Here is a 19,991-nt window from a genome sequence, read left to right as displayed (position 1 = left end):
GCAAAATGCAGCAAGATAATGAAAACGGCGTGAGCGAACCTTCACGCCGACGTTTACTGAAAGGGATGGGCGCCCTGGGTGGGGCGCTGGCGCTGGCGGGTGGATGTCCGGTTGCCCACGCGCAAAAACCACAAAGCGCGCCGGGAACGCTGTCCCCTGATGCGCGTAGTGAAGCGCAGCCGTTTTATGGTCAGCATCAGGCAGGGATCCTGACGCCACAGCAGGCATCGATGATGCTGGTGGCGTTCGATGTTCTCGCCAGCGATAAGGCTGATCTGGAACGCTTGTTCCGCTTGCTGACCGCCCGATTTGCGTTTCTGACCACGGGCGGGCCGGCGCCGGATACGCCGAACCCGCGTTTACCCCCTATGGATTCCGGTATCCTCGGCGCATACATTGCGCCAGACAACCTGACGATGACGTTGTCAGTCGGCGCCTCGCTATTCGATGAACGTTATGGCCTGAAATCGCAGATGCCGAAAAAGCTGCAAAAAATGACCCGCTTCCCGAATGATTCGCTGGATGCGGCGCTGTGCCATGGTGATTTGCTGCTGCAGATTTGTGCCAACACGCAGGACACCGTTATCCATGCGCTGCGCGATATCATTAAACATACGCCCGATCTCCTTAGCGTGCGCTGGAAACGTGAAGGGTTTATTTCCGACCATGCCGCGCGCAGCAAAGGCAAAGAGACCCCGGTCAACTTGCTTGGCTTTAAGGACGGCACTGCGAATCCGGACGCGACGGATACGAAGTTGATGCAGGATGTGGTGTGGGTTACGGACGGACAGGGCGAACCTGTCTGGGCGCAAGGTGGTAGTTATCAGGCCGTCAGGCTCATTCAGTTTCGCGTCGAGTTCTGGGATCGTACGCCGCTGAAAGAGCAGCAAACGATATTTGGTCGAGATAAACACACCGGCGCGCCGCTGGGTATGCAGAACGAGCATGATGTGCCTGACTATGCCAGCGATCCCGAAGGTGAGGTGATTGCGCTCGACAGTCATATCCGCCTGGCGAATCCGCGCACGAAAGAGACCGAGTCCAGCCTGATGATGCGCCGTGGCTACAGCTATTCGCTCGGTGTGACCCCATCCGGTCAACTGGATATGGGACTGTTGTTTGTCTGCTATCAACACGATCTGGAAAAAGGCTTTTTGACTGTGCAGAAACGCCTCAACGGTGAAGCGCTGGAAGAGTATGTCAAACCAATTGGTGGGGGCTACTTCTTTGCTTTGCCGGGTGTCAAAACCGCAGATCAATATCTGGGACAGTCTCTACTCGAAGCCTGATGATCACGCCCCGTTGTACAGCGGGGCTTTTCCTGACATCTGTATGAATGAACAAATTATTTTTTATGATCGGTACGAGACTGAAATAATTTTGTCATCTCTCTGCAAGAGACTGTCTCTGGTGATTAGATAGAATTTAAGTTAACGACAAGTAAAAATATTGTTGCATTAACGAAAGATTATGATGTAATTATAAGAAACAGCGGTAGTTCCCGGCGGTGATAGTCGTTCACTATGGAGATCGCGATGGAAAAGTCCTGTATTGGACACATTTTTCACAGTAGCTGCAGTACGTTACGCGGACGTTTCTCTTCCGGTAGCCACCTCGTCACCGCTAAATCTCTCACCCTTTCACTTCTTATCTTCGTAACTGACACCTTGTACGGTGCGCGTAGCCGTGTGTGGCGTCTTATCCGAAAGCAAGCAATGGCTTACAAGGAAGCCAACCCTCAGATGTTCGTGCGCATAATCGTGCCGCCAACGGCGCGTGTGATGTATACCTACAACTCAAGGTGCTATCCATGGGAAGACAAAAAGCAGTGATCAAAGCTCGTCGTGAAGCAAAACGTGTGCTGAGGCGGGATTCGCGTAGCCATAAACAACGTGAAGATGAATCGGTCACCTCGCTTGTGCAGATGGGCGGCGTAGAAGCGATTGGTATGGCGCGTGATAGTCGCGACGCCACGCCAATCACGGCGCGGAATGAAGCTCAGGCCCAGTACCTGAATGCTATCGAGAGTAAACAGCTGATCTTCGCTACAGGTGAAGCCGGGTGTGGTAAAACCTGGATCAGCGCGGCAAAAGCAGCAGAGGCCCTGATCCACAAAGACGTGGACAGGATCATTGTAACCCGTCCAGTTCTGCAAGCTGATGAAGACCTCGGCTTCTTACCTGGAGATGTTTCCGAGAAGTTTGCGCCTTATTTTCGTCCAGTGTATGACGTGCTGGTGAAACGTCTGGGCGCCTCCTTCATGCAATATTGCCTGCGGCCTGAGATTGGTAAGGTGGAAATCGCGCCATTCGCCTATATGCGTGGACGCACATTTGAAAATGCAGTGGTCATTCTTGACGAGGCTCAGAATGTTACTGCAGCACAGATGAAGATGTTTTTGACTCGCCTCGGGGAGAATGTGACGGTGATTGTGAACGGGGATGTGACCCAGTGCGATCTACCCGCCCACGTTCGCTCAGGGCTAAGCGATGCGCTGGCCCGTTTCGAAGAAGATGATATGGTTGGGATTGTTCGTTTCAATAAAGACGATTGCGTCCGTTCGGCACTCTGTCAGCGGACGCTCAATGCTTACAACTGATAAGTACTCCGTCTTCAAGGCCCGGGAAACCGGGCTTTGTTATTTGACGTCAGCAGATTACTTTCTTTTGCTGCTCCAGTAGTTGGCGCAGGCCTGGTCAAACAGCTGGTTATTTTCGTCTATTTTCTTTAGCGCTTGTGCCAGAAAGGTCAGTAGGTCATCCTTATAAATCCCACCTTCCGTAGTTTCTTTTCGTAAGATCCCATTGCTGGTGTAGGTTTTTTTAATGGTGACGTTATGCCTGACGTTGCAAATAACCGTTCGCTGATACTCTTCGTAGAATCGGCTGTCAGGATCGAAAAACGTATTTATTTCATTCGGTGTACGTTTGAGGATTTTTCGCGAGAAAACCTTCAACGGAATAAATCCTGCTTCGTCTGCCTGCGACATGATCTCATCAAGCAAAGTTCCTTCTATGTTTAACATGCCGTTATTTTCCTGATTGCTTGAGAAAGCGGTTGTTACAGCATAAGAGTGGTTTGGATAATGTGCAACGGGGCGGGGGATGATGCTTGATAGCGCGATGCTTATCAGACCTACAGGTTAACGCTATTCAGGACGGGTCACATGCGAAAAAAAGCCCGTACTTGCGTACGAGTTCTTTCTCGAATATGGCAGTGAGGGGGGGATTGACTCGCTTCGCTCGCCCTTCGGGCAGCCTGTTCGCTGCGCTCTCAGTCTGTCCAACTGGCTGCGCTGCTACTCGGCCCATCCCTGGGCCTCGCCCCTACGGGGCCAGCGCATGCGCTGTTCAAAATTGCTCCCAGCAATTTTGTGTCGACCCCCGGTCGGGGCTTCTCATCCCCCCGCAGGCGTGCAACATGCGAAAAAAAAGCCCGTACTTGCGTACGAGCTCTTTCTCGAATATGGCGGTGAGGGGGGGATTCGAACCCCCGATACGTTGCCGTATACACACTTTCCAGGCGTGCTCCTTCAGCCACTCGGACACCTCACCATATTGTTGTTCCTGTGCTACCGGAACGGGCGCTAATTTAGGGAAATACCGCTCCGGCGTCAATCAACTTTTTGAAAAAAACGTGCATTTACACAAACTTCAATCAATATGCAGCTTAAATAAGCGGGAATTGTTTTTTTTGCCAGCACCCTAAAATTTGCTACTCTGATGTTCCCTCGAAAAATGATGATTATAAGTGCGAGTACGTTCCGCATAACAATGTTCAGGAGACGTTATGGATATAATTTTCTATCACCCAACATTCGATACGACCTGGTGGCTTAATGCGCTGACAAAGGCCATACCTGGCGCGCGGGTCCGTGAGTGGAAGGCAGGTGATAATGCGCATGCTGACTACGCGCTGGTCTGGCATCCTCCGGTTGAAATGCTCGCCGGACGAAAATTAAAAGCCGTATTTGCGCTGGGTGCGGGCGTCGATTCTATTCTCAGTAAACTAAACGCTCATCCGGAAATGTTGGATGCGTCGATCCCGCTTTTCCGTCTGGAAGATACGGGGATGGGCCTGCAAATGCAGGAATATGCGGTTAGTCAGGTATTGCACTGGTTCCGTCGCTTTGATGACTACCAGGCATTAAAAAACCAGGCGAAATGGCAACCGTTGCCAGAATATACCCGCGATGAGTTTAGCGTCGGGATCATGGGCGCTGGTGTTTTAGGCGCAAAAGTTGCAGAAAGTCTGCAAGCATGGGGGTTCCCGCTACGCTGCTGGAGCCGTACGCGTAAATCCTGGTCTGGTGTAGAAAGCTTCGCCGGTACCGAGGAACTGGGCGCGTTTTTGAGTCAAACTCGCGTGCTGATCAACCTCCTGCCTAATACGGCAGAAACCGTAGGCATTATTAACGCTGATTTACTCAGCCAATTGCAGGATGGCGCTTACGTGCTCAACCTGGCGCGCGGCGTTCATCTCAATGAAGACGCTCTTCTGGCATCGCTGGACAGTGGCAAAGTAAAAGGTGCCATGCTGGATGTCTATAGCCGTGAACCGCTGCCGGAAACCAGCCCGCTATGGAAACATCCGCGTGTGGCAATGACGCCGCATATCGCCGCGGTAACACGCCCGGCAGAGGCGGTGGACTACATCTCCCGTACGATTTTGGACCTGGAAAGTGGGAAATCCGTAACGGGTCAGGTCGATCGCGTTCGGGGATATTGATGGTAACCCGGCAAGTGCCGGGTTTCAGCTAATAAATGGCGACGATACCTGCTATCCTTGACGGAAAATGACTACAGGAGAGAGTTATGTATCCCGTTGACCTGCATATGCATACCGTCGCCAGTACCCACGCCTACAGCACCTTAAGTGATTACATCGCTGAAGCCCATCGCAAAGGCATCAAGCTGTTTGCCATAACCGATCATGGACCGGACATGGCGGATGCGCCTCATCACTGGCACTTTATTAATATGCGCATTTGGCCTCGTATCGTCGATGGCGTAGGGATCCTGCGCGGTATCGAGGCGAATATTAAGAATATTGAAGGCGAAATCGACTGTTCAGGTCCGATGTTTACTTCTCTGGATCTCATCATTGCGGGCTTCCATGAGCCGGTTTTTGCACCTCATGATAAAGACACCAATACCCAGGCAATGATAGCCACGATGGCCAGCGGTCACGTGCACATCATCAGCCATCCGGGGAATCCCAAATATCCCGTGGATATCACAGCGATTGCGCAGGCGGCAGCAAAATACCAGGTCGCGCTGGAAATCAATAACTCCTCGTTTTTGCATTCGCGTAAGGGGAGTGAGGACAATTGTCGCGCGGTCGCTGCGGCGGTGCGTGATGCCGGAGGCTGGGTGGCGTTAGGGTCGGATTCACATACCGCTTTCACACTGGGTGAATTTGGTGAATGCCGTAAAATTCTGGATGATGTAAATTTCCCGGAAGACAGAATTTTAAACGTCACCCCTAAACGCCTGCTGGCGTTTCTGGAATCGCGAGGCATGGAGCCGATCGCGGAATTTGCTGAACTGTAATTGTTACTAACTGGAATATATCAATGAACGAGTTTTCTATCCTGTGTCGTGTACTGGGCTCGCTGTTTTACCGCCAACCGCAGGACCCTTTACTGGTTCCTCTGTTTACCCTGATTAGTGAAGGTAAACTGTCTGCCAACTGGCCGCTGGAACAGGACGAACTGCTCACTCGTCTGCAGAAAAGCTGCGATATGCCTCAGTTAGCTGCGGATTACAACGCGCTGTTTGTCGGCGACGAGTGTGCGGTGCCGCCTTATCGTAGCGCCTGGGTAGAAGGGGCGAAAGAATCCGATGTTCGTGCTTTTCTTTCTGCCCGCGGAATGCCGCTGGCAGATACGCCTGCAGATCATATTGGCACGCTGTTGCTGGCGGCTTCATGGCTTGAAGACCAGTCTGCGGAAGATGAAAGTGAAGCACTCGAAACCTTGTTTGTGGAATACCTGTTGCCCTGGTGTGGCACATTCCTTGGCAAAGTTGAAGCGCACGCAAACACACAGTTCTGGCGTACCATGGCACCGTTAACGCGTGATGCCATTGGCGCGATGTGGGACGAATTGCAGGAAGATACCGAAGAGTAAATGTGATTTAGATCTCATTAAACTGCAACTCAAATCACATCATTGCATGAATTGTGTGCACGATCTCATTCCCATGCCGTTTTTCTGCTAAGATACGCGGCATGAACATACTTCTCTCAATTGCAATCACAACGGGCATTCTCTCTGGGATTTGGGGATGGGTGGCCGTATCTCTTGGTTTACTCAGTTGGGCTGGCTTTCTGGGCTGCACGGCCTATTTTGCCTGTCCACAGGGTGGGCTGAAAGGGCTGTGGATCTCGGCGTGTACGCTGCTAAGCGGTGTGGTGTGGGCGTTGGTGATTATTAACGGTAGCGCGCTTGCCCCGCATATGGACATTATTGGTTATGTCATGACGGGAATTGTCGCGTTTCTAATGTGTATTCAGGCAAAGCAATGGTTGCTTTCATTTGTGCCGGGTACCTTTATTGGCGCATGCGCAACGTTTGCAGGGCTGGGTGACTGGCAGTTGGTCGTGCCTTCTCTGGCGCTGGGGCTGGTATTCGGCTATGCGATGAAAAACAGCGGATTGTGGCTGGCATCTCGTCGTGAGAATCGGCTATCGTCGACGCTGACCAGTAAATAAAAAAAGCGTGAGGGTTTTCCTCACGCTTTTTATGCTGTATCGACCACTCAGGATTCCGGAGGTACCGACAAATGGCGGTATTTAACCAGGATGTCATTATCAACTTGTTTCTTATCCTGCAAATCCCACAATCCGCGATCAATCCCGTCATTAATCAGGAAGATAACGCCGGTTTCAATTGCTGACATCAGACAAAGCATAACCGGTTCGTTAGAGGTGTAGCCAATTTCACCTTCCAACAGTCGCTGGTAGTCAATGAAGCGGAATACCCCAGCCTGCACTTCATAAGACAAGATAGTTTTGCTGGTATTCACCGATGAGAGGATTTCACCGGTACTAACGTTAACCACACGCAGGTTGACCGCTATCTGGTCGAGCTGGTACTGCGTATCGGCGCCAATACCGAAATAGCGCGCACCAACGCCACCCGATTTAACGTTGCTTTCATAACCAATAATTGACCCTTCTACCATGATGTTTGCCGCGGTCAGAGACTGCAGAGGGATCCGGTTATTAATGGCAACTGTGCCGTTTTCCTGAGCCGCACGAATGATTTTTCGTTCGTTAAGCAAGTTCTGCAATCCCTGACGTTCCAGCGGAACGAACCAACGAGAATCCTTCAATGCGGTGACAAGCATCGCCGTGGCGCTTTGCGGGACGGCGGTTGAGAAGTTACTTGCCGGATAAGGTTTAAACTGGCCAGTCTCATCCTGAATATTGTATACCGAGACAAAAATCTTACCTGTAGGCATGGGCAGGTGCGTCAAGTCTTTATAGCTTTGGGCTCGGGGCATTAATGTCGGCTTAGCGGCTTCTTGCGGCGGGGCTGTTAAACATCCGCTGAGTAAAATTACTGCCACCATGATAAGTAAGCGCTGCATGATTTTTTCCTTTCGTGGCTATAATTTAGAAATCGGTCGACTGATTTTGTAAACCCGACACTTCAATAGTCGACGTTCTCCCCGTTTTCCTGTCCGTGACATTCAGTTGCAGTTGTCCATCCCGGTTGGCGATATCAACGATAAAATCGCTGGTTACCATCCTTCCCGGCTTACCGGTATTGATATTGGTAAGTAAGCCACCGAGTATTTGTGACTGGATCGCCTGGGTAAAGTTATCCAGCGCTGTTGGGGTTTCAATCCCGTAGTCGCCGGCACTCGGATCTTTATACGAGTTTTGCGCCTGGGCGCTGTTCAGTAAAAAAGAGCCGTTATTTGGGTTACCACCAAAGTTAGGGTTGCGGAACTGGAACGTCATATTTCCGGCCCAACTTAATGGTGAAATCAGCATGAGCAAAACCACTGCATGTTTGACACGCATGAAAGCCTCCGGACAAAATCATGTTTTAGAATTCATCGCGCGCTAAATCGCTCGTGCTTAATAGTGTTTGATCTATTTGCCGACGATTTAATGCTTCCTCTGTTTCTGCCAATGCAAAGACCACAATTTTGTCGAAGTCTCTTTTCGTCGGGAATAAAAAAGTCTGGAAGATAACGTCCTGATTGACCGTTATGGTGATCCAACTTCCCCAACGTGCACTGGGTCTTTCATTAATGGTTAAGTTTCCTGTGTACTTACTTTCCCACTTGTCACTAAAGGCCCGGTAAAAATCATGGCCAATGGAAGAGACAGTGTGGTCAGTTAACAGTCCGGGAACCTCCACCTCTACAGCCGCGTGTAGATTCCCGGCAGCAAGGAACAAATTTGCTGCCACAATCCAGGTCAAATAGCGTTTCATGGCTTTATCGCCTGAGGTTATCATTGGCCCACGAGACCGCCTGCGTACGATTTTTGACAGCTATCTTTTTGAAAAGATTATAAAGATGTGTTTTCACCGTATTTTCACTAATAAATAGTGAACGCGCGATTTCAATATTTGAGGCGCCGATACGCAGTTTATTAAGGATCTCTTTTTCACGGTGCGTAAGTAATGCCGACTCCGTGCTGTTATAGCGGTAGTTCCCGGAATGCGTGATCAGGTAGCTGGCGAGCTTTTGCGAAAAGTAGCATTCGCCCCGCAACACACCCTGCAAACCGCTGACTACACGCTGCTCATCTTCAGTTGCGTAAAATACGCCATTGATATGCGGCCAGTTTTCAATATCCCGGTAAGGATAATCATCTGGGGTATTCAACAATAAAGTTTTTATATTGTTGTTTTTTCTGCTCAAATTATCTTGCCAGTAATGGATCAGTTTTTTATCTGCCTCCATCATATCCAGTAAAACAATGCAGCTGGAGGATATATCATCCAGAGAACGTTGAATATTATGTAGTTTTCCGGTTAACGCCAGCGATTGCTTTAAATGCTGTAATAACGCAGTTGCCTGCAGGGATGGTTTAGTGATCAACAATAATGTATGACCATGAATACTATGGACTTCATTAAACATGATGAAACTCCACTTTTTTAGTCGCACACCTGACAGTTGCCTCTACTAAAATAGAGGCACCAGAAGTACTGACAGATGTTGCACTGCTGTGTAGAAATAAAACTTCGACCCAACGGGGTGAAAATATTAAAACAAATGGACTTCAACTGATTTCAATCTAGCTATTACAAATCTTAAAGCAAGTGTTAAACATGTTACATAATGTAAATTTATATATTAAAATGTGATTTTTGCGTTTTTGTGGAGTTTAGATTTGATAGTAAAGTTGTACATTTTATCGTTATTGCATAGATTTAAAAAATCATACAAATTATAATATCTTATTGAATTTTAAGAAATAAAATTATAATTAGATGGTTTTAGATTTCTAATGAATTTTGATTTTTTTGTCTCACTTTAAGTTGAACAATTTTAGATAGAAAAAAATGACACTTGTCACGACTTGTACCGAGGACAATCCCACTACCGTCTGCAAGGCCCAGAAAACGCGGGAAACGCGTTTTTTTGTTACTGCATAGAAATTCACTCATCGGGTTACAAAATAAATAAAATCCAGAGCTATAACGGTGTTAATTGCGGTTAATTAGTACTTTGGGGTGAATCTGGATATAAAAATACAACTGGTGGGTGAGTTATTTAAAATGTTTCAACGGACATACTCTTCATCGTAACGTGGCGTTAACAAATGTAAGTCACGTTAACAATAATTTGAGTGGTAAATAATTTAACCTTATGTACGACCAGGTCCAGGGTGACAACATGAAAAACAAGTTGTTATTTATGATGTTTACAATGCTGGGTGTGCCTGGGATTGCATCCGCTACAAGTTATGATTTAGCTAACTCAGAATATAACTTTGCGGTAAATGAATTAAGTAAGTCTTCATTTAATCAGGCAGCCATTATTGGTCAGGTTGGCACTGCGAACAGTGCAAATACTCGGCAGGGGGGCTCGAAGTTATTGTCGGTTATTTCGCAAGAAGGTTCTGGTAACCGAGCGAAAACAGACCAGACGGGGTCATATAACTTTGCATATATTGATCAAACGGGTAGTTCCAATGACGCGAGTATTAAACAAGGTTCATACGGTAATACGGCGGTAATTATCCAGAAAGGTTCTGGTAATAAAGCCAATATTACTCAGTACGGTACACAAAAAACAGCAGTTGTGGTGCAGAGACAGTCGCAAATGGCAATTCGCGTTACTCAACGCTAATCCATTAACGACGATTAAATCAATCCGATGGGGGTTTACCATGAAACTTTTAAAAGTGGCAGCATTCGCAGCAATCGTAGTTTCTGGCAGTGCTCTGGCTGGTGTTGTTCCGCAATGGGGCGGCAATCATCATGGTGGCGGTAGTAATTATGGCCCAGACTCTTCACTGAGTATCTACCAATATGGGTCAAACAACGCTGCGAATGCTCTGCAAAGTGATGCGCGTAAATCAGATGTCACTATCACACAACATGGGCGTGGTAACGGGGCTGTAGTTGGTCAAGGCGCTGATGACAGTACCATTAGCCTGAAACAGACTGGCTTCCAGAACAATGCCACTATCGATCAGTGGAATGCTAAAAATGCTGATATTAGTGTAACCCAGTTCGGTGGCCGTAACGGTGCGTTGGTTAATCAGACCGCGTCTGACTCCAATGTGCTGATTCAGCAAGTTGGCTTTGGCAACAACGCTACAGCTAACCAACACTAATTCAGTTTTCTGACTGATAATAAACAGGGCGTGAGCCCTGTTTTTTTTTCGGGAGAATATGATGCATACGCTATTACTCATTGCCGCGCTGGCAAATCAAATAACATTCAATACTACTCAGCAAGGTGATATGTACACCATTATTCCTCAGGTGACGTTAACCCAACCGTGCGTATGTGAGGTACAAGTCCTTGCCATACGTCAAGGGCAGGGGGGACAAAGCCAGTCGCAGCAGAAAATAAGCCTTTCGGTCCCTGCTAATCGACCGATTGAATTAACCAAACTGAGCTTTAATATTTCATCTGAGGATTCGGTCAAAATTATCGTTACCGTTTCAGATGGGCAGTCTCTGCATCTGTCGCAACAATGGCCTGACTCAAACAGTCACCCATAATTTTTTGCTGTATTTGCATTAAGGGTGTGGCTGGGAATGCGCTGCTGTTCTATGAATATAGAAGCGTGTGAGCGTTTGTATTTGATCGTTAATCGTAGCGGTGAAGGATCATTTCGATCCCTCAAAGATGGCTAATCATTGAGGAACCCTTATGTGTACATTATTAAAGCGTGTTTTAAGTACCAGTTTATGTGCTTTTTCTCTTTTAACCCTCCCTGCAATTGCGCAGCAAATCACAACCGGCGGGGTTATTCATTTTCGCGGAGCGATAGTTGAATCACCTTGCGACGTTAACAGACAGCAGCAGCAAATTGAATTGTCATGTATCCGCAACGGCACCAACCAGAATAGTCTTTACAACCCGCAACAGCTCGCGACAGCCCCTCAGAATGTGCAGGAAATTGCCACAGTCAAAATGCACTACCTCAATGAACAGAAAAACATGGCGATTCTTAATATTGAATATAAATGACTCGCTGTGGCGTAGATATGCACACTTACGGTTAAAAAGAGAGATTTAAGGGAAAACCCTGCTGTACACTTAACGAATGGTGTTTTGTCAGGGGGAACTTATGCAATCACGTGTTCATGTGTTACATGGCGATATTACGACTGTCGCTGTTGATGTGATTGTCAATGCGGCGAATTCATCGCTACTGGGAGGCGGTGGCGTCGATGGCGCAATCCATCGCGCTGCCGGACCAGCATTGCTGGAGGCCTGCAAACAGGTTATCCAGCAACAAGGAGAATGCCCGACAGGGCATGCGGTGATCACTCTGGCGGGGGCGCTTGCGGCAAAAGCGGTCATTCATACCGTAGGACCCGTCTGGCAAGGGGGAGGTCATCATGAGGCCGAACGCCTCGAAGAAGCTTACTTAAACACCCTGCAACTGGCCCTGGCCAATGGTTATCACTCCATTGCTTTTCCGGCGATTAGCACCGGGGCTTATGGCTATCCACGCGCCGCAGCGGCAGAAATAGCGGTGAAAACGGTGCTGAAATTTATTACCCGCCGCGCACTTCCTGATCAGATATACTTCGTGTGCTTTGATGACGAAAACGCTCAACTTTATAAGAGATTGCTAACACAACAAGGTGATGATTACACGGACTGATATGACGCGACTTGAGCGTGCCATCACGCCCCTTTGCGAAGACCACCCGGGAGAATGCGGCATTCTTGCGTTGGATGACAGCCTGGATGCGTTTGCTGCTCGCTATCGGTTAACGGAAATGGCGGAACGTACCCTGGATGTGCAGTATTACATCTGGGAAAACGACATGTCCGGGTTATTGCTATTTTCCGTACTGCTGGCTGCAGCGAAGCGAGGCGTACGGGTGCGTTTGCTGCTGGATGATAACAACACGCCGGGTTTGGACGACACGCTGCGTCTGCTGGATAAGCACCCCAATATAGAAGTTCGCCTCTTCAATCCGTTTTCCTTTCGCATCCTGCGCGCGCTGGGCTATTTAACCGATTTTGCCCGGCTTAATCGGCGCATGCACAATAAAAGTTATACCGCTGACGGCGTGGTGACTCTCGTTGGTGGGCGTAATATTGGCGATGCCTATTTTGGCGCGGGTGAGCAACCGCTATTTTCCGACCTGGACGTCATGGCTATCGGGCCGGTTGTCAAAGATGTGGCAGATGATTTTGAGCGTTACTGGCACTGTCGCTCGGTTTCAACGTTACAAAATGTGCTTGAGATGTCTGAGCCAGATTCTGTGCAGCGTATTGAGCTACCCGAATCCTGGTATAACGATGATATTACCCGCCGCTATCTGCATAAGCTGGAAACCAGCCAGTTTATGTCCAGTCTCGATCAAAGATCGCTGCCGCTGATTTGGGCCAAAACGCGTTTGCTGAGCGATGATCCTGCAAAAGGAGAAGGGAAAGCGCCGCGCCACTCGCTATTACCGCAGCGTTTGTTTGACGTAATGGGCTCGCCGACCGAACGTATTGATATTATTTCTGCCTACTTTGTGCCGACGCGTGCCGGTGTGGCGCAGCTCCTGAGACTGGTAAGAAAAGGCGTCAAGATTGCCATTTTAACCAATTCACTGGCGGCGAATGATGTGGCGATCGTCCATGCGGGCTATGCGCGCTGGCGAAAAAAACTGCTGCGCTACGGTGTAGAATTATACGAACTTAAACCGACCCGCGATCGCGTCTCGGTCGTTCACGATCGTGGATTAACCGGTAATTCAGGGTCCAGCCTGCATGCGAAAACGTTCAGTATTGATGATCGCAAAGTGTTTATCGGCTCGCTTAATTTTGATCCTCGTTCGACGCTGCTCAATACGGAAATGGGATTTGTGATTGAGAGTGAAGTGCTGGCCGAATTGATTCATAAACGGTTTTTGCAAAGCCAGCGTGATATGGCCTGGCAGCTACGCCTTGACCGTTGGGGGAGAATTAATTGGGTCGACCGACTTTCTGGCAGTGAACAGGTCCTGAAAAAAGAACCCGCCACAGGATTCTGGAAGCGGGTTCTGGTAAAGCTGGCGTCCGTGTTACCCATTGAATGGCTGCTTTGAACCACACAATGATTGAGGGAAAAACTAGCCGGCTACGGCCTTGTTTTTATCCTGCTTAACGGGCGGTTTACCCGAAAAGAGAAACTTCAGCACCGGTATGCGTAAATGGATTTCGTACAGTATTACCGCAATCCCAACCACAAACAGCAGACCGCAGAGAAAACCCAGCAGATTCGACGTGATATGCGGTGTGATGTAAGCGCCAAAAAACAGCGTTAACGGGTGGTGCACCAGATAGATAAACAGCGACGCGTTGACAAAATAGGTCACGCGGGCAGACTGGAAATTAAGCAAACGGTGACCCAACGAAAAGACGACGTTCACCATCCACAGTCCCATGACCATGGTAATGACATATTCGGTTTCATACATCCAGGCATCGCCGTTGCCATAACGCTGATTGAGCAGGTATGCCACAAATGCGAATGCAGCACCGAGCGTGCAACCGCGTGACGGTGTGGTAAACAGCGCTTTCAGATTCGGGTTGATAAATGCCAGTGCGCCGAGGATAAAGAACGGCGCATAGAACAGCGTTTGCATAACGATAAAATTGAACATGCCATCGCTGAGAATCGAAGGGTAGAGGATGAAAATTGTCCTTCTGACGGCAGCGTAACCGACACCTAACAAGATGAAAATCAGCGATAATTTAGTCATCGACACCGCCGGGGCGCTGGCGGCATCACTACGCGTCAGTCTGTTTTTCATCTGGGTGAACACCCACATGCTCACGGTCGTTAATACGACCAGAACCAGTAAAAACCACAGATGGGAAATCAGCTCCCAGGCCAGCGCATTGTATTTATCGTAGCCGCTGAGAGTATGCCAACTGTCTGCTTTTCCCTTTACGTATTGCAGCATGATAAATTGCGGCAGCGTAAGTAATGGAATCGCGGTCAGCATCGGGATCCCCACGCGTTCTACACGCACCTTCCACCAGCGCTTTAGCGGATAGCGCAAAAATAGCATGTAGGAAAAATAACCCGAAATGACAAAGAAGACTTGCATGCGAAAAGCATGGATAAAGTCGTTAAACAGGGTCAACCACCACGACGGTTCAGCACTGTTCACGTGCCAGGTGTGGGTCGAGTAAATCAATGAAATATGGAATGGGATCCCTAACAACATTAGCCAGGCACGGATGGAGTCAAGAAAATATTCGCGTGGTGGTGATACAGAGCTCATAGACAGTTATGTATTCTCAGACTTTTCGTCTTATCCCTAAGACGAATAATGGTTACATTCGAGGGCAACCCTACACGAAGTCCAACAACCTGTCTCCAGGATAAGCACGCAAAGTGAAAACAGGTAGTTGAACCTGATTAAACCATGAGCCAGCGCGCGAACAATACAGGGATTCAGTTGTCGGAATACCCGATTATCCATTAAAATGGATCGGATCAATATAAGCACACAAAGGGGGAAGTGCTTACTAATTATGAAACATAAACTACAAATGATGAAAATGCGTTGGTTGGGTGCAGCAGTTATGTTAACGCTGTACACATCATCGAGCTGGGCGTTCAGCATCGATGATGTTGCAAAACAAGCTCAATCCTTAGCCGGTAAAGGCTATGAGGCGCCAAAAAGTAACTTGCCCTCCGTTTTCCGCGACATGAAATATGCGGATTATCAGCAGATCCAGTTTAACCGCGATAAAGCCTACTGGAGCAATCTCAAGACCCCATTTAAGCTCGAGTTCTACCACCAGGGTATGTACTTCGACACGCCGGTCAAAATCAACGAAGTTACCGCTACAGCGGTGAAAAGAATCAAATACAGCCCGGATTATTTTAATTTTGGCGATGTTCAGCATGATAAAGACACGGTAAAAGATCTCGGTTTCGCCGGGTTCAAAGTGCTGTATCCGATCAACAGCAAAGATAAAAACGACGAAATCGTCAGCATGCTCGGTGCCAGCTATTTCCGTGTTCTGGGGGCAGGGCAGGTCTACGGTCTGTCTGCGCGCGGTCTCGCGATTGATACCGCTCTGCCTTCTGGCGAAGAATTTCCCCGCTTCCGTGAGTTTTGGATCGAGCGTCCGAAACCGACTGACAAACGTTTGACCATTTATGCCTTGCTGGATTCTCCGCGCGCAACCGGAGCGTATCGCTTTGTCATCATTCCGGGTCGTGACACGGTAGTCGATGTTCAGTCCAAAGTTTATCTGCGCGACAAAGTGGGCAAGCTGGGCGTGGCACCGTTAACCAGTATGTTCCTGTACGGACCAAACCAGCCTTCTCCGGCGACCAACTATCGTCCGGAACTGCATGACTCTAACGGTTTGTCGATCCACGCTGGCAACGGCGAGTGGATTTGGCGTCCGCTGAATAACCCGAAACATCTGGCGGTGAGCAGCTTTGCGATGGAAAATCCGCAAGGTTTCGGCCTGCTGCAGCGTGGCCGTCAGTTCTCGCGTTTTGAAGATATCGACGATCGTTACGATCTGCGCCCAAGCGCCTGGATCACGCCAAAAGGTGATTGGGGTAAAGGTAAGATTGAGTTAGTTGAAATCCCAACTAACGATGAAACGAACGATAACATCGTTGCGTACTGGACGCCGGATCAACTGCCTGAAGCCGGTAAAGAGATGAACTTCAAGTACACCCTGACGTTCACGCGTGACGAAGACAAGCTTCATGCCCCTGATAGCGCCTGGGTCCAGCAGACTCGTCGTTCTACCGGTGATGTAAAACAGTCTAACCTCATTCGTCAGCCTGATGGCACCATCGCGTTTGTGGTGGACTTTACCGGCACGGATATGAAAAAGCTGCCGCAGGATACCCCGGTTACCGCACAAACCAGTATTGGCGACAACGGCGAGATCGTTGAAAGTACTGTGCGCTACAACCCGGTAACTAAAGGTTGGCGTTTGGTATTGCGCGTGAAAGTGAAAGATGTGAAGAAAACCACTGAAATGCGTGCTGCCTTGGTCAATGCCGATCAGACGCTGAGTGAAACCTGGAGCTACCAGTTACCTGCCAATGAATAAGACAACTGAGTATATTGACGCAATGCCGCTTTCGGATATCGAAAAAGCGGCACTGCCGAAAACTGACATCCGCGCCGTTCATCAGGCGCTGGATGCCGAGCATCGTACGTACTCGCGCGAAGATGATTCACCGCAGGGTTCGGTGAAAGCTCGCCTGGAGCAGGCGTGGCCTGATTCTCTGGCCAAAGAGCAGTTGGTTAAGGACGATGAGGGGCGCGATCAACTGCAGGCGATGCCAAAAGCAACGCGTACCTCTATGTTCCCCGATCCCTGGCGTACCAACCCGGTTGGCCGCTTTTGGGATCGCCTGCGCGGGCGCGATGTGACTCCGCGTTATCTTTCGCGTTTGACGAAAGAAGAACAGGAGAGCGAGCAAAAATGGCGTACGGTTGGCACCATCCGCCGCTATACGTTGTTGATCTTAACGCTGGCGCAAACGGTCGTCGCAACCTGGTATATGAAGACGATCCTTCCGTATCAGGGTTGGGCATTCATTAATCCTGTTGACATGATGGGGCAGGATTTATGGGTCTCCTTTATGCAACTGCTGCCCTACATGCTCCAGACCGGCATTCTCATTTTGTTTGCCGTGCTTTTCTGTTGGGTTTCAGCAGGATTCTGGACCGCGCTGATGGGCTTCCTGCAACTGTTGATTGGGCGAGATAAGTACAGTATCTCCGCCTCAACGGTTGGGGACGAGCCGTTAAATCCCGAGCACCGGACCGCGTTGATTATGCCGATCTGTAACGAGGACGTTGACCGCGTATTCGCGGGACTTCGCGCCACGTGGGAGTCGGTCAAAGCGACGGGCAACGCCGAGCATTTTGATGTTTACATCCTGAGCGACAGCTACAACCCCGATATCTGCGTAGCAGAACAAAAAGCGTGGATGGAGCTGATTGCCGAAGTGCAAGGCGAAGGGCAGATTTTCTACCGTCGTCGTCGTCGTCGCGTGAAGCGTAAAAGCGGCAATATTGATGACTTCTGCCGTCGCTGGGGAAATCAGTACAGCTACATGGTGGTGCTGGACGCTGACTCCGTGATGAGCGGTGACTGTCTGAGCGGGCTGGTGCGCCTGATGGAAGCGAATCCAAATGCCGGGATTATCCAGTCTTCACCGAAGGCTTCCGGTATGGATACGCTGTATGCGCGCTGTCAGCAGTTTGCGACCCGTGTTTATGGTCCGTTGTTTACCGCTGGACTTCACTTCTGGCAATTGGGGGAATCGCACTACTGGGGCCATAACGCGATTATTCGCGTGAAGCCGTTTATCGAACACTGTGCGCTTGCGCCGTTACCGGGCGAAGGCTCGTTTGCGGGTTCGATTCTCTCCCATGACTTCGTCGAAGCGGCGTTGATGCGTCGTGCCGGCTGGGGCGTGTGGATTGCTTACGATCTGCCGGGCTCTTATGAAGAGCTACCGCCGAACCTGCTGGATGAACTCAAGCGTGACCGTCGCTGGTGTCATGGCAACCTGATGAACTTCCGTCTGTTCCTGGTGAAGGGGATGCACCCGGTTCACCGTGCAGTGTTCCTGACTGGCGTTATGTCCTATCTTTCCGCGCCGCTGTGGTTTATGTTCCTCGCGTTATCGACCGCATTGCAGGTGGTGCATGCGTTGACGGAGCCACAGTACTTCCTGCAACCGCGCCAGCTGTTTCCGGTATGGCCGCAGTGGCGTCCTGAACTGGCGATCGCGCTGTTTGCTTCTACGATGGTGCTGCTGTTCCTGCCGAAGCTGCTGAGTATTTTGCTCATCTGGTGTAAAGGGACGAAAGAGTACGGCGGGTTTATCCGCGTTACGCTGTCGCTGCTGCTGGAGGTTCTGTTCTCCGTGCTGCTGGCGCCGGTACGTATGCTGTTCCATACCGTCTTCGTCGTGAGCGCCTTCCTCGGTTGGGAAGTGGTGTGGAATTCACCGCAGCGTGATGACGATTCCACCCCGTGGGGTGAAGCATTTATGCGTCACGGTTCTCAGTTACTGCTGGGGCTGGTGTGGGCGGTAGGTATGGCCTGGCTGGATCTGCGTTTCCTGTTCTGGCTGGCGCCGATTGTCTTCTCGCTGATCCTGTCGCCGTTTGTTTCCGTGATTTCCAGCCGTTCCACGGTTGGGTTACGTACCAAGCGCTGGAAGCTGTTCCTGATCCCGGAAGAGTATTCTCCGCCGCAGGTGCTGGTGGATACGGATACCTACCTGGTGATGAACCGCAATCGTACGCTGGACGACGGCTTTATGCATGCGGTGTTTAACCCGTCATTTAATGCACTGGCAACGGCAATGGCTACTGCACGCCACCGCGCGAGTAACGTGCTTGAGATTGCCCGTGACCGCCATGTGGAGCAGGCGCTGAACGAAACGCCGGAGAAACTAAACCGTGACCGCCGTCTGGTGCTGTTGAGCGATCCGGTGACGATGGCGCGTTTGCACTATCGCGTCTGGAATTCACCTGATAAGTATTCTTCGTGGGTGAATTACTACCAGGGACTGACCCTGAATCCGCTGGCGCTCAGGAAAAAGTAAGCGTTATGTAACGTGAAAATACCGGCCTGGTGCCGGTATTTTTTTATACTAAATAAAAGAGCCGTGAGGTATCAGGTGCGAATATTGGCAGTGGCAATCATGGTGTGCTTGCTGAGCGGATGCGGCAGTATTATTAGCCGAACTATCCCAGGGCAAGGGCACGGAAACCAATACTATCCTGGCGTGCAATGGGATGTCCGGGACTCCGCGTGGCGCTTCGTCACCATCCTCGACCTGCCATTTTCGCTGGTGTTTGATACCTTGCTGCTCCCGCTCGACATTCACCACGGACCTTACGAGTAAGCTATCGCTCATCCCATTCATCGGCCGCGGTCTGACCCTCTTCGGTATCCAGGGGAGGTTCCAACTGGAATTCACCTTCATCCCATTCGTGAAGCGTGTTTTCTTCCTGCCACTCCTGACGGATCTCAATTTCATCATAGTCGCCATCAAAAACGCTTTGGGCCGCTTCACCACTCAGCATTGGCAGGCATTCACCCTCGCCCTCATCCTCATCAGCAAAGAATTCCGCCTGCCACATAATGTCACCATCCTGTAGCACGTATTTTTGTACGCTTAGCTGTTGAACGCTGGCTTCGTCGGGCTCAAGGTCAGGGTTATCAGCCAGAAATTCTTCACGAGCGGCATCAATGGCTTCTTCCAGCGTGGCATACATGGTCATCAGAGTCTCCCTTTGATTTAATGAAGTATTCAGGGAAATAATAGTTGATTCT

23 protein-coding genes and 1 tRNA gene are annotated in these 19,991 nt (G+C 49.8%); 16 read left to right on the top strand and 8 right to left on the bottom strand.

From position 1 onward, the window contains the following. The first annotated feature begins 5 nt into the window (after positions 1-5). From efeB to phoH, 3 genes are all read left to right on the top strand, one after another. On the top strand, positions 6-1,289 hold the full coding sequence (gene efeB, locus HV237_RS15110) for an iron uptake transporter deferrochelatase/peroxidase subunit (RefSeq protein WP_047359347.1): 1,284 nt from the start codon (positions 6-8) through the stop codon (positions 1,287-1,289). 246 nt (positions 1,290-1,535) lie between these two features. After that, entirely contained in the window at positions 1,536-1,832 is a 297-nt protein-coding gene (locus HV237_RS15105) for a hypothetical protein (RefSeq protein ID WP_181541568.1), read from the top strand. Then, a complete protein-coding gene (gene phoH, locus HV237_RS15100; RefSeq protein WP_016152592.1) occupies positions 1,811-2,599 on the top strand; it encodes a phosphate starvation-inducible protein PhoH in 789 nt (262 codons plus the stop codon). Before HV237_RS15105 ends, phoH begins: the two co-directional genes overlap by 22 nt. A 57-nt stretch (positions 2,600-2,656) precedes the next feature. Here the strand turns inward: phoH and HV237_RS15095 are convergent, their stop codons facing one another. Beyond that, positions 2,657-3,025: a hypothetical protein gene (locus tag HV237_RS15095; protein ID WP_016152593.1), complete on the bottom strand. Its 369-nt coding sequence runs from the start codon at positions 3,023-3,025 to the stop codon at positions 2,657-2,659. Positions 3,026-3,466: 441 nt separating this feature from the next. Continuing rightward, positions 3,467-3,554, bottom strand: a tRNA-Ser gene (locus tag HV237_RS15090). Positions 3,555-3,789: 235 nt separating this feature from the next. On the opposite strand from HV237_RS15090, the gene ghrA reads away from it, so the two are divergent. The 4 genes from ghrA to HV237_RS15070 all read left to right on the top strand — a co-directional run bounded on the left by ghrA (position 3,790) and on the right by HV237_RS15070 (position 6,714). After that, positions 3,790-4,728, top strand: coding sequence for a glyoxylate/hydroxypyruvate reductase GhrA (gene ghrA, locus HV237_RS15085; protein ID WP_047359346.1), 939 nt, complete (start codon positions 3,790-3,792; stop codon positions 4,726-4,728). Positions 4,729-4,814: 86 nt separating this feature from the next. Continuing rightward, positions 4,815-5,552 carry a phosphatase gene (locus HV237_RS15080; protein WP_016156173.1) on the top strand — a complete coding sequence of 246 codons (738 nt, stop codon included), beginning with the start codon at positions 4,815-4,817 and terminating at the stop codon, positions 5,550-5,552. A 23-nt stretch (positions 5,553-5,575) separates the two neighbouring features. Beyond that, positions 5,576-6,130 carry a molecular chaperone gene (locus tag HV237_RS15075; protein ID WP_016152596.1) on the top strand — a complete coding sequence of 185 codons (555 nt, stop codon included), beginning with the start codon at positions 5,576-5,578 and terminating at the stop codon, positions 6,128-6,130. 101 nt (positions 6,131-6,231) lie between these two features. Next, a complete protein-coding gene (locus tag HV237_RS15070) occupies positions 6,232-6,714 on the top strand; it encodes a DUF1097 domain-containing protein (protein ID WP_019076445.1) in 483 nt (160 codons plus the stop codon). A gap of 47 nt (positions 6,715-6,761) precedes the next feature. On the opposite strand, the gene csgG is transcribed toward HV237_RS15070, so the two are convergent. Genes csgG through csgD form a run of 4 tightly spaced genes read right to left on the bottom strand, consistent with a single transcriptional unit; the run spans position 6,762 to position 9,107 of the window. Further along, positions 6,762-7,595: a curli production assembly/transport protein CsgG gene (csgG, locus tag HV237_RS15065; RefSeq protein ID WP_016152598.1), complete on the bottom strand. Its 834-nt coding sequence runs from the start codon at positions 7,593-7,595 to the stop codon at positions 6,762-6,764. Positions 7,596-7,620: 25 nt separating this feature from the next. Next, on the bottom strand, positions 7,621-8,034 hold the full coding sequence (gene csgF, locus HV237_RS15060) for a curli production assembly/transport protein CsgF (RefSeq protein WP_016152599.1): 414 nt from the start codon (positions 8,032-8,034) through the stop codon (positions 7,621-7,623). Between the two features lie 25 nt (positions 8,035-8,059). After that, entirely contained in the window at positions 8,060-8,452 is a 393-nt protein-coding gene (gene csgE, locus HV237_RS15055) for a curli production assembly/transport protein CsgE (protein ID WP_016152600.1), read from the bottom strand. Positions 8,453-8,456: 4 nt separating this feature from the next. Next, the gene (gene csgD, locus HV237_RS15050) at positions 8,457-9,107 is read right to left on the bottom strand and encodes a biofilm master transcriptional regulator CsgD (protein WP_003036091.1); all 651 of its coding nucleotides are present in this window, start codon (positions 9,105-9,107) and stop codon (positions 8,457-8,459) included. Between the two features lie 759 nt (positions 9,108-9,866). Here csgD and csgB point away from each other — a divergent pair. The 6 genes from csgB to HV237_RS15020 all read left to right on the top strand — a co-directional run bounded on the left by csgB (position 9,867) and on the right by HV237_RS15020 (position 13,744). Next, the gene (csgB, locus tag HV237_RS15045) at positions 9,867-10,322 is read left to right on the top strand and encodes a curli minor subunit CsgB (RefSeq protein WP_019076446.1); all 456 of its coding nucleotides are present in this window, start codon (positions 9,867-9,869) and stop codon (positions 10,320-10,322) included. A gap of 40 nt (positions 10,323-10,362) precedes the next feature. Then, entirely contained in the window at positions 10,363-10,812 is a 450-nt protein-coding gene (gene csgA / locus HV237_RS15040) for a curli major subunit CsgA (RefSeq protein WP_006685125.1), read from the top strand. Between the two features lie 61 nt (positions 10,813-10,873). Continuing rightward, on the top strand, positions 10,874-11,206 hold the full coding sequence (csgC, locus tag HV237_RS15035; RefSeq protein ID WP_046274771.1) for a curli assembly chaperone CsgC: 333 nt from the start codon (positions 10,874-10,876) through the stop codon (positions 11,204-11,206). 151 nt (positions 11,207-11,357) lie between these two features. Further along, positions 11,358-11,678, top strand: coding sequence for a type 1 fimbrial protein (locus tag HV237_RS15030; protein WP_047359345.1), 321 nt, complete (start codon positions 11,358-11,360; stop codon positions 11,676-11,678). Between the two features lie 100 nt (positions 11,679-11,778). Further along, positions 11,779-12,321: an O-acetyl-ADP-ribose deacetylase gene (gene ymdB, locus HV237_RS15025; protein WP_047359344.1), complete on the top strand. Its 543-nt coding sequence runs from the start codon at positions 11,779-11,781 to the stop codon at positions 12,319-12,321. Continuing rightward, positions 12,305-13,744, top strand: a complete 1,440-nt coding sequence (locus HV237_RS15020) for a phospholipase D family protein (RefSeq protein WP_276203200.1) — start codon at positions 12,305-12,307, stop codon at positions 13,742-13,744. Before ymdB ends, HV237_RS15020 begins: the two co-directional genes overlap by 17 nt. Positions 13,745-13,768: 24 nt before the next feature. Here the strand turns inward: HV237_RS15020 and mdoC are convergent, their stop codons facing one another. Further along, positions 13,769-14,929: a glucans biosynthesis protein MdoC gene (gene mdoC, locus HV237_RS15015; protein ID WP_016152606.1), complete on the bottom strand. Its 1,161-nt coding sequence runs from the start codon at positions 14,927-14,929 to the stop codon at positions 13,769-13,771. 271 nt (positions 14,930-15,200) lie between these two features. Between mdoC and mdoG the strand changes: the two genes are divergently transcribed. The 3 genes from mdoG (at position 15,201) to HV237_RS15000 (ending at position 19,560) form a co-directional block, all read left to right on the top strand. Then, a complete protein-coding gene (gene mdoG, locus HV237_RS15010; protein ID WP_085951042.1) occupies positions 15,201-16,736 on the top strand; it encodes a glucans biosynthesis protein MdoG in 1,536 nt (511 codons plus the stop codon). Beyond that, positions 16,729-19,257: a glucans biosynthesis glucosyltransferase MdoH gene (gene mdoH / locus HV237_RS15005; RefSeq protein ID WP_019076449.1), complete on the top strand. Its 2,529-nt coding sequence runs from the start codon at positions 16,729-16,731 to the stop codon at positions 19,255-19,257. Before mdoG ends, mdoH begins: the two co-directional genes overlap by 8 nt. Positions 19,258-19,332: 75 nt before the next feature. After that, a complete protein-coding gene (locus HV237_RS15000; RefSeq protein ID WP_046274775.1) occupies positions 19,333-19,560 on the top strand; it encodes a YceK/YidQ family lipoprotein in 228 nt (75 codons plus the stop codon). Position 19,561: 1 nt separating this feature from the next. Here the strand turns inward: HV237_RS15000 and HV237_RS14995 are convergent, their stop codons facing one another. After that, entirely contained in the window at positions 19,562-19,939 is a 378-nt protein-coding gene (locus HV237_RS14995) for a MysB family protein (RefSeq protein WP_016152610.1), read from the bottom strand. Positions 19,940-19,991: the final 52 nt, after the last annotated feature.

This window comes from Citrobacter sp. RHBSTW-00570 (genome assembly GCF_013739755.1).
GTDB lineage: Bacteria > Pseudomonadota > Gammaproteobacteria > Enterobacterales > Enterobacteriaceae > Citrobacter > Citrobacter braakii.
This window is presented reverse-complemented; position numbering and strand designations above follow the sequence as displayed.